The sequence below is a fragment of the Enterococcus sp. AZ020 genome (assembly GCF_050499205.1).
GTDB classification, from domain to species: domain Bacteria; phylum Bacillota; class Bacilli; order Lactobacillales; family Enterococcaceae; genus Enterococcus_L; species Enterococcus_L dunnyi.
On record NZ_JBIPAT010000001.1, the window covers coordinates 1,342,227 to 1,357,418 of the forward strand.

The window sequence follows — 15,192 nt, forward strand, 5'->3', positions numbered from 1 at the left end:
TGCTTCATTTTTATTTTAGCTATTTTCGTCGCTTATAGTTTCATAATTCACAGTAACTGTTTCACCTTTTTTTAGTGTTCCGCCAGATCCTGGTGATGTGCTGATTGCTTTTCCTTTTACTGCATCTCCAGAGCCAATTGCGTAAACAAAGCCACTGCTTTCGATCTTCGCTTTAGCCTCAGCAGCAGTCAAACCACTGACATCTGGTACCGTCCCGTTTCCACGACCGGAACTTACACGTAGAATAACTTTATCGCTTTTAGTATCAAACGAAGCTCCTGACTTAGGTTCTTGCGAAATAACAACGCCTTCTTCTACTGTATCGCTTGCTTCGTCGACTTGTTCATACTTGATTCCAAGTGCGACTAAATCAGCCACCACATTATTGTAAGAACGTCCTTCGTAATTACCTAAAGAAATTTTACTTGATTCAGAGGAGCTTGTTTGCGTCGTTTTATCCGGTCCAGAGCTGACCACTAAGGTGATTTTGCCTTTTTTCGGATTAAATGGATTACCTGGTGCTGGATTTTGTTCCATAACAAAACCTTTTTCTACTGTATCACTAGCCTTATCCACACGTGTGATCTGATTTGATTTGATGCCGTAGCTCAACAGTTCTGCCACAGCACTATCATAACTGTAGCCTAGACTTGCATAGTCTGCCAGATAAACATCTTCCGGTCCTTCGCTAACAACTAATGTCACTTCATCTGTTTTCGGATCGACTTCTTCACCAGCTTCTGGCGATTGACTGATAACTTCATCCTCATCTGCATCAGTATCTGTCTCTCTAGTGATCTTGATTTGGTTTTCTTTGAACCCTTGTTCACCTAGCTTTTCGATAGCATCTTTATAACTATCGCCTGTCACGTCAACTAGCTTGATTTTCTTATTTCCAGAGCTGATATAGAGCTCGACTTCTCGATTTTTCTTGACTGTAGAATCCATCTCAGGATTTGTTTTGACCACTTTTCCTTCTTCGATATCATCACTTTGTATTTGCTTCGATTCTGATTTAACTTTCAGACCAGCATCTTTTAAAATCGTTCTAGCCTGAGCTTCTGTTTTACCTGATACATCTGGAATTTTGACTTCACTACTTCCTTGACTGGCTAGATACACAACTCCACCAATCAATAAAGCTAGGAGAAAAATGACAAATACAATGATTCGATTTCGTTTTCTTTTCTTCTTTTTCACTTGTGCTTCTGCTTCTTGCTGCTCGATTTCTTCATGTTCATTGCGTTCTTCTGGAGGTGTCTCCATCGCAGCAAATGCTGAAGGCATGCTCATTTCATCAGTGATCGGCGTTAAGATCTTTGTTTCGCCAATCAAACCACTAGGTTCCCACTTTGGTTCGTACAGACGATTTGCCGCAAGTACCGTATATAGATCTCGGGACATTTCTTCCGCAGTTTTATAACGATCTGCTGGATCTTTTGCTGTTGCATGCAACACCACATTTTCTAATGATTGCGGTATATTTGGGTCGACCATTTTAACAGAAGGGATTTCTTCTTGAAAATGTTTTAACGCAATCGTCACAGCTGATTCTCCATCAAAAGGGACATTTCCAGTCAGCATTTCATATAAGATGATCCCAACTGCATACACATCGGATTGGTTTGTCGCCATACTACCTCTGGCTTGTTCAGGTGACAAATAATGAACAGAGCCCAGCATCGTGTTTGTCTGTGTGATCGATGTTTCAGTCAAAGCAATGGCAATCCCAAAATCGGTGATTTTCACTACGCCACTTTCATCCATCAAAATATTTTGCGGCTTTAAATCTCTATGAATGATCCGATGTTCGTGAGCCAGAGAAACTGCTGATAAAATTTGCTCCATGATATCTACGATTTTTGCATATGGAATCGGATATTGTGTCTGGATATATCGCTTTAAATCCATTCCTTTGACATATTCCATGACTAAGTATTGAAGCCCATCTTCTTCACCAACGTCATACACACTGACGATATTCGGATGAACCAATTCGGTAGCTGCTAAAGCTTCTCTTTGGAAACGGCGAATCGCTGCCTGATCGTTTTGGAAGTCAAAACGCAGTACTTTGATTGCGACATCACGATCCAAAATCAAATCATGGGCTAAAAAAACATTCGCCATTCCGCCACTACCGATATTGCCAATAATGTGATATCGACCATTTAATTTTCTGCCGATTTCGATCATTGGTTTGCCTCCTTCTGTTCGTCAAAATGGATTACCAAAACGGTAATATTATCCGCTCCGCCTGCTTCATTGGCTTGAGTGATCAACGTTGACACTTTTTCTTTTAGTGGTTTATCTGAAAGTATGATCGCTAATATATCCTCTTCAGAAACCATATTCGTCAACCCATCTGAACACAATAAAATATAATCATCCGGCACCCAAAGATGATTCGTTACATCTACTTCGACAGTCCCCGGCATGCCTAACGAGCGGGTCAAAACATTTTTCCGCGGATGATTGGCTGCCATTTCACGGGTAATTTCACCAGATTTTACCAATTCGTTCACTAATGAATGATCTTCTGTCAGCTGAACCAACTGCTCATTACGTATTAAATAGGCACGGCTATCGCCAATATTCGCCAGTACAAAGGATTGTTCCATCAACACTGCGCTGACGATCGTTGTCCCCATCCCTAAATATTCTGGTTGGGACTGTCCTTTTTGATAGATCCGCTCGTTTTCATCTTGAATTTCTTTGATCAGCCACTGTGCTGCTTTTTCTGATGTTTCAATTTGACTTTCCTGCCAGCGTGCCCCTAGATTATTCACTGCCATTTGGCTAGCAACATCACCCGCTTGATGACCGCCCATTCCATCAGCCAAAATCGCTAAAGCTAGACCCGTCTGATTCTCAAATAGACCAGCATAATCCTGATTCGTATTTCGTCTCCGTCCGACATCTGTTTGAAAATTGATTTCCACTCTGCTTCACCTCGTTTAACAAACTTTCTGCATACAACAAATAAAAAAGCCATCTGTTCCTAATTGATGCGGGTATAATGTCAGCATTTGATCTTTAACAGCAGTCTGTACAAGGTCATTGGCTTTCACATCGATTTTTTTAAATTCAGGGTGCTTCTCTAAAAATGCTGCAACAACTTCTTGATTTTCTTCTTTGGCAATCGTACAAGTGCTATAGACCATTATACCCCATTGTTTCAATGTTGGGGCAACACTTTCCAGAATTTCCAGTTGGATTTTTGGCAGTTGTTCAAAATCTTGTGCTGATTTATGGTACTTGATATCCGGCTTTCTGCGCATCAAGCCTAACCCAGAACAAGGTGCATCGACTAAAATTCGATCAAAATAGTCAGCAGGAAATTCTTCGCCAACCTTACGTGCATCTAGTTTTTCAGTGTCTACTACCTCTTTCACATGAAGACGTTCTGCATTTTGTTTGATCAATTTTATTTTATGATCATGAATATCTAATGATTTTACACGTCCACCTTGCTTAGAGTCTAAAAAGGTAGCAATATGAGTCGTTTTTCCTCCCGGCGCTGCACAAGCATCCAGCACAACATGATTTTTTTCGATTTGCATCGCTGGTGCCACCAACATTGAACTTTCGTCCTGAATGGTCAGCTGTCCAGCGCCAAATAGATAGCTGCCGGCTAAAAAACCTTTGTCCGCTACCACACCATAAGGCGAAACCCGACTGGCTGAAGCTTCGATATGATCACGTTTCAACTCATCTAATGCCTCTTCAACGCTGATTTCATTTGTATCAACACGGCCGCTGACATGGCTTTTTTCAAACAGAGATAAGCCCAACGTTCTTGTTTCCTCCACGCCCAATTGCTTGATCAGTTTTTCTGTCAGCCATTGCGGCATACTGATCTCGACCGACAAGCGTTTGATAGGATCTTGGATTTTTTCTAAGCTCGGCGCACCTTCACGTTGAAATGCTCGCAATACACCATTGACAAATTTACCGATGCCGCTATTTCCACGATGTTTCCCAATTTCGACAGCCTCATTGATGATCGCATGATCGGGTATTTTATCTAGAAAAACGAGTTGATATACGGACAAACTAAGCAAATTCTTGACCCAACTATCGACCTTTTTAGGGTTTTGAATAAAAGGTGTTAAATAGTATTCTAATAATAATTTGCGGCTGATCGTGCCGTAAACAAGCTCTGTAAATAAACGACTGTCTTTTTCTCCTAACGCAGAGCTATTGATCATTTCATTTAATAATAGATTGGAGTACGCTCCTCCATTATCCACACGTTCGATGGTTCTCAATGCCACATAACGTACGGAGTTCTTCACTCGTGCTGGTATTTTTTTACCCATTCTGATCAGCCCACCTTATCTGCTTCTGCTACTGTTTGACCTACGCCATTCAAGAAATCTTGAACAGAGAGTTTTCCTTTACCAGAGGGCTGAAGGACATTCACAGAAAGCACTGTGCCTTGACCACAAGCGATCCATAGCTCTTTTTTACTACGTTTGACCAACGTTCCAGGAGCAGCTTTTGTCGTCTCCGTTAAAGGTGTAACAGCCCAAATTTTCCAATTGCTCTCTTTATACGTAGTGAAAGCTGTCGGCCAAGGACGCATGCCACGCACTTGATTATCTACTTGTTCAGCTGTTTTATTCCAGTCGATCCGTTCTTGCTCTCTTGTGATATTTGGTGAGAAAGTCACCTGATCTTCTGCCTGAGGGATCGGCGTGATTTGGTTGTTTAAGAGTTTTGGTAACGTGTCCAGCAATAATTCTTTGCCTATAACACTTAAACGTTCAAACATTGTACCAACATCATCTGATTTAGTGATCGGAATAGCTTTTTGCGAAAGGATGTCCCCTGCATCCATTTTTTTGACCATTTCCATGATCGTCACGCCTGTTTCTTTTTCTCCTTCAATAATAGAATAGTGAACAGGTGCTCCGCCACGGTATTTAGGCAGTAAAGATGCATGAACATTGATCGCACCAAATTTAGGTGCTTGTAGAATCTTTTCTGGTAAAAACTGTCCAAAGGCAGCTGTGACAATCAAATCCGGTGCCAGTTCGATGATTTTCTCCATCTCAGCAGATCCTGAGATTTTTTCCGGCTGTAAGACAAGCAATCCATGCTTGACTGCAGCTTCTTTGACTGGTGTTGGCGTGATCACTTTTTTCCGTCCTACTGGTCGATCAGGCTGTGTCACGACTGCTTGGATCTCATAGCCATTTTCGATCAAGCCTTCTAAAATAGGGACTGAAAACGCTGGTGTTCCCATAAATATAAGTTTAGTCATCTAAATGTTCCTCCATATATGCATCTAAATCTTCCGGTTTGATCGGTTCAATGATCTTATCGATAAATAATTCTCCGTTTAAATGATCGATTTCATGCTGAAAAGCTCTAGCCAAATAACCATAGGCAGTAACTTCGATCTCATCTCCTTCACGATCGAAATACCGAACCGTGACTTCTTCTGCCCGCTCAACCGTTCCATAGGTGCCCGGAATGCTTAAGCAGCCTTCAACATCGACATCCGTTCCTTTACTTTCAATGATTTCAGGATTGATCAATTCAAACAACCCCGTTTCCTCGTCGACTTCGATCACTGCAAGTTGAATATTTTTACCGATTTGCGGCGCTGCCAGACCAATTCCGTCATGAGCAATCATTGTTTCATACATATTTTCTAAAATAGTGATGGTTTCATCCGTGATCATAGTGACCGGCATTGCTTTTTGCATCAAACGTTCATTGGGATGTATCACAATAGGATAGCGCATAAAAATTCCTTTCTATTTGACTGACTTCATTTTTGTACTCAGTCTTTTTCTTTTGATTAACAGTTAGCTTTTGAAGCCCTAGACAACATCAGATAAAATTCATCGGTTCTGCATCGATCGATAGTTTCAGTCCATGTGCTGTAGCCTTTTGAGTATCTGTCAGTATTTTCTTTAATATATTCTGTAAATTAGGCTCATGCTTATATTTGATGATCACTTGATAGAAGTAACGATTATTGATCCGCATGATAGCATTTGGCGTTGGCCCCAATAAGATACTCTGGTCAGATAATCCTGCCTTTAATTCCTTGACGATTTCAAACATCTGCTTTGCTGCTTGATTTTCCTCTGGATGACTAGCTGTGATTTGGACGGTAAAATAAAAGGGCGGATAGTCGCCGCGATGACGAACATACATCTCTTTTTGATAAAAGTCTTCATAATCTTGTGCTTTAGCCAGCTGAATTGCATAATGTTCTGGATTAAAAGACTGAATGATCACTTCACCTGGTTTTTCAGCTCGGCCTGCTCGACCACTGACTTGAGTCAATAGCTGAAACGTTCGCTCACTGGAACGAAAGTCGGGAAGATTCAATGCAGTATCAGCATTCAATACACCGACCAACGTAACATTCGGAAAATCCAGTCCTTTAGCGATCATTTGAGTTCCTAATAAGATGTCTGCTTCATGGTTGCCAAATGCTGTTAAAATTTTCTCATGGGCGCCTTTACGTCGAGTTGTATCGACATCCATTCGTAAAATTCGACTTTCCGGAAATAACTGCTTCAATTCTTCTTCTACCTTTTGCGTCCCAGTTCCATAGTAACGAATCTTATCTCCGTCACAATTTGGACAGCGGTGTGGAATCCGTTCTTCATGACCACAATAATGGCACTTCATTGTTTTCGTATCCATGTGCAAAGTCAATGAAATATCACAATTTGGACAAGGTAAAACATACCCGCAATCACGGCACATCACAAAAGAAGAATACCCTCGGCGATTCAACAATAGAACACTTTGTTCCTTTTTAGCCATACGATCCCGTAGCTTTTCTTGAAGCGCTAATGAAAAGGAAGAGGTGTTTTTCCTTTGTACTTCTTCTCTCATATCTACGACTTCGATCGTCGGCAGGGATGCGGTCTGGTTTGCTCTCTTCGTTAGGACCAAACGCTCATAGACATTTTTTTGTGCCCGTGCTCGAGACTCTAAGGACGGTGTCGCACTTCCCAAAACCACTGGACAATGATGATACTCTCCACGCCAAATTGCTAAATCACGCGCATGATATCGCGGCGTTTCTTCCTGCTTATAACTAGCTTCATGTTCTTCATCAATAATAATGACACCAACATTTTCTAATGGTGAAAAAATAGCTGAACGTACACCTACTACTACTTGCGCTTCACCGCGTTCGATTTTACGCCATTCATCATATTTTTCCCCTTGAGATAACGCACTGTGCATCACTGCCACTTGATCACCAAAGCGGCTCTTGAAGCGTTGGACCATCTGTGGCGTCAGCGAAATTTCCGGTACAAGCATCATTGCTGTTTTTCCTTGATGTAAAGCTTCTGCAATGATTTGTAGATAGACTTCTGTTTTACCACTTCCAGTAATTCCTTCCAACAAGTAGGTCTTACTTGTTCCCTGATTCATCGAACCCAATACTTGATCAACTGCGATCTTTTGTTCTTCATTCAATGATAATGCCATTGTTTGTTCAAAGGTATGATCTGCAAATGGATCACGATACGCTTCGGTTTCAACAAAAATCAACCAACCTCGTTTTGCTCCATCATTTAACACAGCTGTACTAAAACCCAATTCTTTCATTTCTTTGACGGTCGTTAGCTGTTCTGTGCCCAACTGCTGTAAATAATTGATCAGCTGTTCTTTTTTTTGTGAACCTTTTCTAAGCGACATTCGCGCTTCTTCCAGCTGTTCAAAGCTCTTGATCGCTCGGATCTGCCGAATCGTTTTGACTTTGTTTCTAGTATTGACTTCATAACGAATATCGACTTTCTGCTGCTTTCTAAGCTGCATCAGCTGAGGTAAAATATTGCGTGCTTGTGCATCTTCCCAAGCGATTTCATCTAATCCATAGAATAGTTCATCCTGCAGCGTTTCTTCTAGTTCGTCAGTCAAATATATGTATTTTCGGTAATCTGCTCTCATCACACTAGGTAACATCGTTTGCAGGCAGGTGATTTTAAAAGCGAATGTCTTTTCCTTCATATAGTCTGCTAAGGCTAATAACTCTGTATTTAGCACGGGTTTTAAATCTAATACAGAAAGGATTTCCTTCCATTGAAATGTTTGCTTCGCTATTTCAGCTTCAGAAACGGTTCTGATTTCTAGAACAAACCCTTGCAAATGGCGATTTCCATTGCCAAAAGGAACTGCCACCCGCATTCCTACCGAAAGTTGTTCTTCTAAGTCTAAAGGAATCAAATAAGTAAACGGTTGATCCGTCTGCATCGTTGGAACATCAACAATGACCTGCGCCGTTTTTCTCATGTCCATTCCTCCTTTTATTCTTGTCAGTTGATTCTCTGTTTTCGCTTTTCTTTGCTTATTGTACTAAAGAATCCTTGATTTGTCTTGCTCCTCTGATTTCTATTGCAAAAAATTAACAGATAATAATGGAATATGTGTATACATAATCATGTAAAGAGGGTATCTGAGTAGTCCTGAACATTGCAACTGATCGATACATCACTTAAATCAAAAAAGTTCTGAATCATAATGGTTCAGAACTCAGACTGTAGACAAAGTCCTAAAAAAGGGATGACGTCTACAGTTTTTTCTTTTATACTTAACGTATGAAAACGTTTTAAAGGAGAGTGGGAAAAATGATGACAAAACACCCAATGAATGGCAGAGATCAGTACATGATGATTTCCTTGGAAGAACTTGTCCCAACAGATCACTTGATTCGAAAAGTAGATAAAGCAATCGATTTTACCTTCATTTATCCAATTGTTGAATCAACTTATTCGACCTTAGGTCGACCAAGTATTGATCCTGTGGTTTTAGTCAAAATCGTCTTCATTCAATATCTCTTTGGTATCCGTTCCATGCGTCAAACCATAAAAGAAATAGACACGAATGTCGCTTATCGTTGGTTTTTAGGCTACGATTTCAATGAAACCATTCCACATTTCTCTACCTTTGGAAAAAACTATGTTCGCCGCTTTCGAGAGACCACACTCTTTGAAGATATCTTTGCCTACATACTGGAACAAGCTGTCAAAGCTCGGATGGTTACGGAAGATGTTCTCTATATGGATTCTACTCATATCAAAGCCAATGCAAACAAGCACCATTTTACTAGAGAAATGACCCATATTGAAGCTAAGGCCTATCAATCAGAATTAGAGAAAGAAATTAACGAGGAACGCATCAAGGCAGGAAAGCGTCCTTTTATTTTCCCAACAGAAAGTGAGTTGAAAGAACGGAAAATAAGTAAAGTTGATCCTGAAAGTGGTTATTATGTAAAAGGGGAACGAGAGAAACAATTTGCTTATTCTGCTCATACAGCTTGTGATGAACACGGCTTTATTCTAGATGTTATTGTTACCCCCGGAAACCTTCATGACAGTCAAGTGGCTCCGAATTTAGTGAAAACCGTTTGTCACAAATTTCCCAAAGTACGTGCTGTTGCGGCAGATGCTGGGTATAAAACAGCTACTTTTGTAGAATTTCTCCGACGGAGAAATCTTCGCCCTGTTCTCCCTTATACAAGACCTCGTGGCGATCGAACGCTACTCCCTAAAAAACAATTTGTTTATGATGAATACTACGACTGTTACTTATGCCCAGAAAATAGAGTATTGTCTTTTTCCACCATTACTCGAGAAGGATATCGTGAGTATAAATCCAAAAGTTATATTTGCCAAAACTGTCCTCAATTAACGCAATGCACACGGAGTGAAAGCCACCAAAAGGTCATCACACGTCATGTTTGGAAAAAGGGCTTAGAAGAAGCGGAACATCTTCGACATACCGCGTTTAATCGAGAAACTTATGGCAAACGAAAAGAAACAATTGAGCGAGTTTTTGCGGATGCCAAAGAAAAACACGGAATGCGCTGGACAAAGTATCGAACCTTAGAAAAAGTCGCTGTCCATACGCGGCTGATTTTTGCTGCCATGAATTTGAAAAAGTTAGCCCTATGGGGCTAAAGAAAAGGGCGAGAACCTTTCTTTTTTTGCTCTTTTTTCAGAAATAAATAAAAAATACGTTCAGAATTTCTATTTCTAGAAACCTAAACGTATTTGTCTACAGTCTGAGTTCTGAATCATAATGGTTCAGAACTTTTTATTTCTCTATTTAGGCGGTCCCGCTTCATTTTGAAGATCAAAACGACCAATTTCTTCCAGTGCTTCGCCGGTAAAATCATCTACTTTATTTAACTGAATTGTGTAGACCGATGTTGTATCCAGTGCACTGAAATCAAAGGAAATACTTATCTCACCTTTTTCAAGATTTATTACGGTTCCAAGTGATTGGTTCTCGCTTTCAATGCCATCCTTGTACAACGTAACGCCAGGAAAACTCCCCTCACTCATTGGAGCAACAAATTTCACAGATGTTTGCAGCGCATCATTTTTCACTCTTATATCCGTGATATTATCAACATTTGTAATGTTGGTTTTAGCTGTTTGCGTCAATGGCTTATAGTCAATAGTGAACACCCAATCACCTTCATATGCCAAAGCTGGAGCTATGCTAAATGACTGCATATTTTCTGGGTCAGCGGTAGCTTCAAGAAATGCTTGATCCAGTTCTTCCGCATCCGTCCACCATAATTTATAAATATGAAGAGACAGTTTAGCATTATCTGGAATATCTTCTCTATCAAGTGTTACAACAACTGAACCGTAAAAAGTATCTCCCTCCACACGAAAAGTAGAACTATACATTCCACCACCGCGTATGTCTTCTGTATTTCCTTCAGTAAAAAGACCGATATCGATATCTTGGGCATTTACAGACATTTTTTTGAATTTTCGATCGGGAGAACTTTGTTTTTGTAGTAACTCTTTTAATTTCTCATCGTCCAATTCAAATTGATAATCAAAAGCAAATTTCTTCTTCGTTGAGACAAATTTTGTCAGCTTGATTTCTCTGCCGTTAGAAACGCTTGTTAGATCCAGTTGTGTCGGAATCTGATTGCTTTCTACTATTTCAACGCCAGAATCTTTGCTGATTCCAAAGACTTGCTCGATTGCTGCACCAACAGGCGTTTTCGTTATGATGAACAACAACGCGAGCGCTGCAAGTGCGATTGAAATGATGATTTTATACATATAGCTTATTTTGATTTTTTTATCTTGTTTTATCTTATTATTTAAAATAGCTGTTCGACTATGTGTCAGTTTTTCCATAACTTCTTTTGGAATTTCTTTTTCGTTTTTAAGTGTAGCAATTATTTTTTTATCCATTGTTTTCCTCCTCCAATAGATTTTTTAATTTCACTCTGCCACGCATCAGTCTTGTTTTCACTGTGTTCGTTGACATTTTTAATTGTTCTGAGATTTCTTTGATGCTAAAACCTGCGTAATAGTATAAAACAAGCGGGATTCTATAGTTCTCTGATAATGCATTCAATTCTTGGGTTAAATCAGGTATTTCACAATCGACTATTCCGTTTTGTACATGCTTTTCTTCGAATTCGATTCCTTTGACTCTCTTTTTTAAAATATCTTTCGCACTGTTGACCATAATTCGAAAGATCCACGTGTTAAATGCAGCTTCGTTTTTTAAATTTGTAATTTTCTGCCAAGCACGAATTTCAGTTTCCTGTAAACAATCAGCAACATCTTCATCATTTAACAACAGCTTATAAGCTGTATTATATAAAACAACTTGGTACATCTCGCAAAGCTGTACAAAGGCGTGCGCATCACCTTTCTTTGCTTTTTTGACCAGCTTGATTTGCAAATCTTTTTCCATTTTTCTCCTCCCTTACACCTATTAGACGACAACTTTGTCCTAAAGGTTTCAAAATAGTTTATTTTTCTTCATTATTTTTGATCAGGTCTTCTAAGCTTCTAAGCTTCTAAACTTTACAATAGAATAGAAAAATTTTCATCCTTTCTGGAAAATAAAAAAGTTTGAACACATTCCTTTCGGTATGTTCAAACTTTTTTTATTCAATCAAACGTCAAAATGTAGCCTTTTGAACGGACTGTTCGAATTGGCTTGGACGTTCCTGTCTCAGCTTCGAATTTCTTTCGTATATGAAAAATCAAATTACTGATGCGATATAGCTTCCGGTGTTCACTTTCTGGATCTCCCCAGATTGCATTATAAATTTCTTCATAGGTAACTGTTTCACCCATATTCTGTACTAAAAGATCCATCGCTTTATATTCAAGGTTCGTTAATTGAACCTCTTCATTATCATTGACGATGACACTTCTATTTTTAATATTTAAAACAAGCCCATCATTACTCGTTTCAGCTGATTCTTTTTCTCTTATTTTTTGCGGATGATTTTTTTTGCGCCGTAAAGCATTGGACACGATCAAGGTCCATTCTTCTAAACTTATATTTTCTGTCATCACACCGTCCGCGCCAAGTCTTAAATACACCATTCGATTCATTTCATTTTGCGTCTTTGACCAAATCCAGATCAACGAACCTGTTTCTTTGTTTAACTGCAGTAATCGAGCGCAAGTTGCTCCAACTTGTTCCAGCGTGTTTTCTAGCAAAATGAGCAGATCAAAAATAGTCTCTTTATCCAAAACTGCTTGATGCAGTTCCCAATCATTCGGCAGTTGCGCCTGTAGCTGCGCCCATTCTGCCGCATCGCCTTCAAAGTTTACCACACCAATACGATACATACTTTCTCCTCCCATAGAAAAAATTCACATTTACTTGATACCTTTATCGGTAGCTTCTGATTTGATAAAACGGCCACCAGCGCAATTCAACTGTTCCTATGATCTTCTTTTTATCAACAACTCCATAATAGCGGCTATCTGTTGCATATCCACGATTATCACCGAGAACAAGATAGTGATCATTCGGAATGGTCCCATCATCCGTTTTGAGAATATCAGTTGAATCAAAATCTTTTGTGATCACTTCATCAGCTAATTTTGCTTGAGCCAATGACTTTTGTAAAAAACGTTCTACTACTAGTCGATCATTTATATACAGATCATCATTGGTGTAACGCACCTGTTCTCCCGGCAAGCCAATGATTCGCCGAATGGCTGTGCCATTTCCATCCGGCTGCTTAAAATAAATCAAGGAAAAACGCCGCAGTTTACCTAAACGATTGACATAAACACGATCTCCTTCCCTTAGACTACTCATCATTCCATACCCAACATTTTCAGGTAAGGAAAATACAAATCGTGAAAGCAATAGTCCGATCAAAATGACGATCAAAAAAGTGATCGCTACTTCTCTTCCAAGTTCTTTGTGCTTCTGACGTTTACGATTTTTCTTATGAATTATTCTTTTTCTATTCATTTCAGCCACAGCCATTTCTTAAAACACTATTTCTTTTGCTCAAGTGCCGATTCGTTGACGTTAAAATAAACAAAAATCTTTTTTTGAGTCGCTTGAACTTTTTTGATATCTGCTACATAGTCATCATAAATTGTTTTTTCTTGTAAGCTTTCAGCAGATTGATTATTCAAATTCAATCCCAACTCTTTCATTTGAGAATAATAGCGATTTAACAGCTTTTGTCCTTCTAAAGTAAGTCGTGGATCTGCGTAACGAACACCAAAGCCGGATAATTTAGCAGCCAGTTCCCGTAAATTTTTACTTGTCTTTTCTTTATTCGTCGTTTCTTTTACTGCTGCCAGCTGCTGCTCTGTTTTATTTAATAAAAAATACCCTTCTACAATCCCATCAGAATCTCGATCACTTAAATTTGTTGCTTGGTGATAACGGGAAAATACAGTCCCTCCCGCTAAAAGCCCTCCTAACATGAAAAGGATCAGACCTGACCGAAGTCGTTTTTTCCGTCTTTTGCGTAATTTAAATATCTTCTTTTTAAGAAACTTCCTTTTTTTCTTGCTTTTAGGTCTACGTTGTTCTAACTGCTTGATTTTTTTTCGTATAAAGAAACTAGAGACAAAAAAGGCACTAGCGAAAATCATACAGAGGATAGCTGTCGAAAGTATCCCAATAAATAGCCCATCCAGTATCGTCATGTTTCTATCCTCCAATATTCAACAAAATCAAAGAACTGTTTGGGTCATTCTGCTCTTTTTTTTCTTGGTTTCATTCCTTTGCGCCTTTTCTTCGCCTTTTTTTTCTTCCGATTTAAGAAATGCACCACAAAGAAGATCCCCAAAACCATGCTTAATGCACCAGCTACCAAAATTAAGATCAACGGCCAGTTCACACGACTTTCCTGCAGTAAACTCACATCTTCTTGGTTGAACTTATCTGCTTCTTCATCTGTGATCGTAAATTCTTGCTCCCATTCCCAGCTACCATCATTGTCTGTTGTGACCAATACATGTGCCCGATAATCACCAGCTACCATTTTTTCCCCATTCATCAAGACAGGGAAATTGATTTGAGAATTCGGAGCCATCCGCATTTTGTTTTGTTTGGTGTCATATAAGACTTCATCTGAACCTTTTGCCATAATTTGAACATCAACTGTCATGTTATCGATATACGCCGGCTGAGTGTTGGAGTAATTGATGAATACAGCATTGCGGTAGTTCTGCTGTTCTGCAAAAACTTTATTTAATTGCAGCGATGGTTTTATTGCTATGTCTGTTTCCGTTAAGATCATTCCAACCAAATAACCATACTCATTTTTGATCATCGCTTCTTGATCCTCTGTTTGTCCCTTTTGTATCATATAAATACCACCAGAAATCACACCATCAAACTGAGTTGCCGGCATTTTGATCGTCAGTGGATAATCCACACTTTGCTTTGCAGGAATCTTGACCGTTGTATCTCCTTTGACTAAATCAGCAAAATCATATTTCAGTGATTTGTCCTTTTCCAATTTCGACGGTCCGTATTCGATGACTCCGTTTGTATTTGTTTTGGCACTATTCAATGAAACATTTACAGTGATCTCTTTATCAGAACTATTATTCATTTTGATTATGACTGTTTGTTCCTGATCGGGTGTCATCCGTAAATCGAAATAACCGACTTCTTTATTATGTTGGTTTTCTGGCTGAATTACTTTGTAAGTGAAGCTGCTGCCGTCATCGTCTGATGCCTGAGCAATAATAGATAAAAAGCCACTATTGATCCCTATGTATAGAATAACGATCAGCCACATTGAAAAAAATTTTTTCATTACTACTGCCCTTTCCTCTCAAAGAGAATCAGGGTTCGGACAGAAGTAATCAACTTCCGTCCACCCTTTTTTCAGGCATCTAAGGACAAAACATAAGTGTATTTGTATTCGTCGCCTTATTCTCTTCATAAAAT

At 39.3% G+C, this 15,192-nt stretch carries 13 protein-coding genes; 1 reads left to right on the plus strand and 12 read right to left on the minus strand.

The window, feature by feature from the left end; translation table 11 throughout:
- Positions 1-15 precede the first annotated feature (15 nt).
- From pknB to priA, 6 genes are all read right to left on the minus strand, one after another.
- Positions 16-2,193: a Stk1 family PASTA domain-containing Ser/Thr kinase gene (pknB, locus tag IGI58_RS06565; RefSeq protein WP_429954053.1), complete on the minus strand. Its 2,178-nt coding sequence runs from the start codon at positions 2,191-2,193 to the stop codon at positions 16-18.
- Positions 2,190-2,939, minus strand: a complete 750-nt coding sequence (locus tag IGI58_RS06570) for a Stp1/IreP family PP2C-type Ser/Thr phosphatase (protein ID WP_429954052.1) — start codon at positions 2,937-2,939, stop codon at positions 2,190-2,192. The genes pknB and IGI58_RS06570 overlap by 4 nt, the downstream gene beginning before the upstream one ends.
- Positions 2,940-2,954: 15 nt before the next feature.
- A complete protein-coding gene (rsmB, locus tag IGI58_RS06575) occupies positions 2,955-4,319 on the minus strand; it encodes a 16S rRNA (cytosine(967)-C(5))-methyltransferase RsmB (RefSeq protein ID WP_429954051.1) in 1,365 nt (454 codons plus the stop codon).
- Positions 4,320-4,324: 5 nt separating this feature from the next.
- Positions 4,325-5,266, minus strand: a complete 942-nt coding sequence (gene fmt, locus IGI58_RS06580; RefSeq protein ID WP_429954050.1) for a methionyl-tRNA formyltransferase — start codon at positions 5,264-5,266, stop codon at positions 4,325-4,327.
- A complete protein-coding gene (def, locus tag IGI58_RS06585; protein WP_087641813.1) occupies positions 5,259-5,753 on the minus strand; it encodes a peptide deformylase in 495 nt (164 codons plus the stop codon). The genes fmt and def overlap by 8 nt, the downstream gene beginning before the upstream one ends.
- 88 nt (positions 5,754-5,841) lie before the next feature.
- Positions 5,842-8,274 (minus strand): primosomal protein N', encoded by a 2,433-nt coding sequence (gene priA, locus IGI58_RS06590; protein WP_429954049.1) that lies wholly within the window; start codon positions 8,272-8,274, stop codon positions 5,842-5,844.
- 335 nt (positions 8,275-8,609) lie between these two features.
- Between priA and IGI58_RS06595 the strand changes: the two genes are divergently transcribed.
- Entirely contained in the window at positions 8,610-9,941 is a 1,332-nt protein-coding gene (locus IGI58_RS06595) for an IS1182 family transposase (RefSeq protein ID WP_429952958.1), read from the plus strand.
- A 144-nt stretch (positions 9,942-10,085) separates the two neighbouring features.
- Here the strand turns inward: IGI58_RS06595 and IGI58_RS06600 are convergent, their stop codons facing one another.
- From IGI58_RS06600 to IGI58_RS06625, 6 genes are all read right to left on the minus strand, one after another.
- A complete protein-coding gene (locus tag IGI58_RS06600; protein ID WP_429954048.1) occupies positions 10,086-11,204 on the minus strand; it encodes a hypothetical protein in 1,119 nt (372 codons plus the stop codon).
- A complete protein-coding gene (locus IGI58_RS06605; RefSeq protein WP_429954047.1) occupies positions 11,197-11,715 on the minus strand; it encodes an RNA polymerase sigma factor in 519 nt (172 codons plus the stop codon). The genes IGI58_RS06600 and IGI58_RS06605 overlap by 8 nt, the downstream gene beginning before the upstream one ends.
- 200 nt (positions 11,716-11,915) lie before the next feature.
- Positions 11,916-12,608 carry a winged helix-turn-helix domain-containing protein gene (locus tag IGI58_RS06610; RefSeq protein ID WP_429954046.1) on the minus strand — a complete coding sequence of 231 codons (693 nt, stop codon included), beginning with the start codon at positions 12,606-12,608 and terminating at the stop codon, positions 11,916-11,918.
- 43 nt (positions 12,609-12,651) lie between these two features.
- Entirely contained in the window at positions 12,652-13,245 is a 594-nt protein-coding gene (gene lepB / locus IGI58_RS06615) for a signal peptidase I (protein WP_429954045.1), read from the minus strand.
- Positions 13,246-13,271: 26 nt separating this feature from the next.
- Positions 13,272-13,937, minus strand: a complete 666-nt coding sequence (locus IGI58_RS06620) for a hypothetical protein (RefSeq protein WP_225534528.1) — start codon at positions 13,935-13,937, stop codon at positions 13,272-13,274.
- 44 nt (positions 13,938-13,981) lie between these two features.
- Complete coding sequence (locus IGI58_RS06625; RefSeq protein ID WP_429954044.1) at positions 13,982-15,058, minus strand: DUF916 and DUF3324 domain-containing protein; 1,077 nt, start codon at positions 15,056-15,058, stop codon at positions 13,982-13,984.
- Positions 15,059-15,192: the final 134 nt, after the last annotated feature.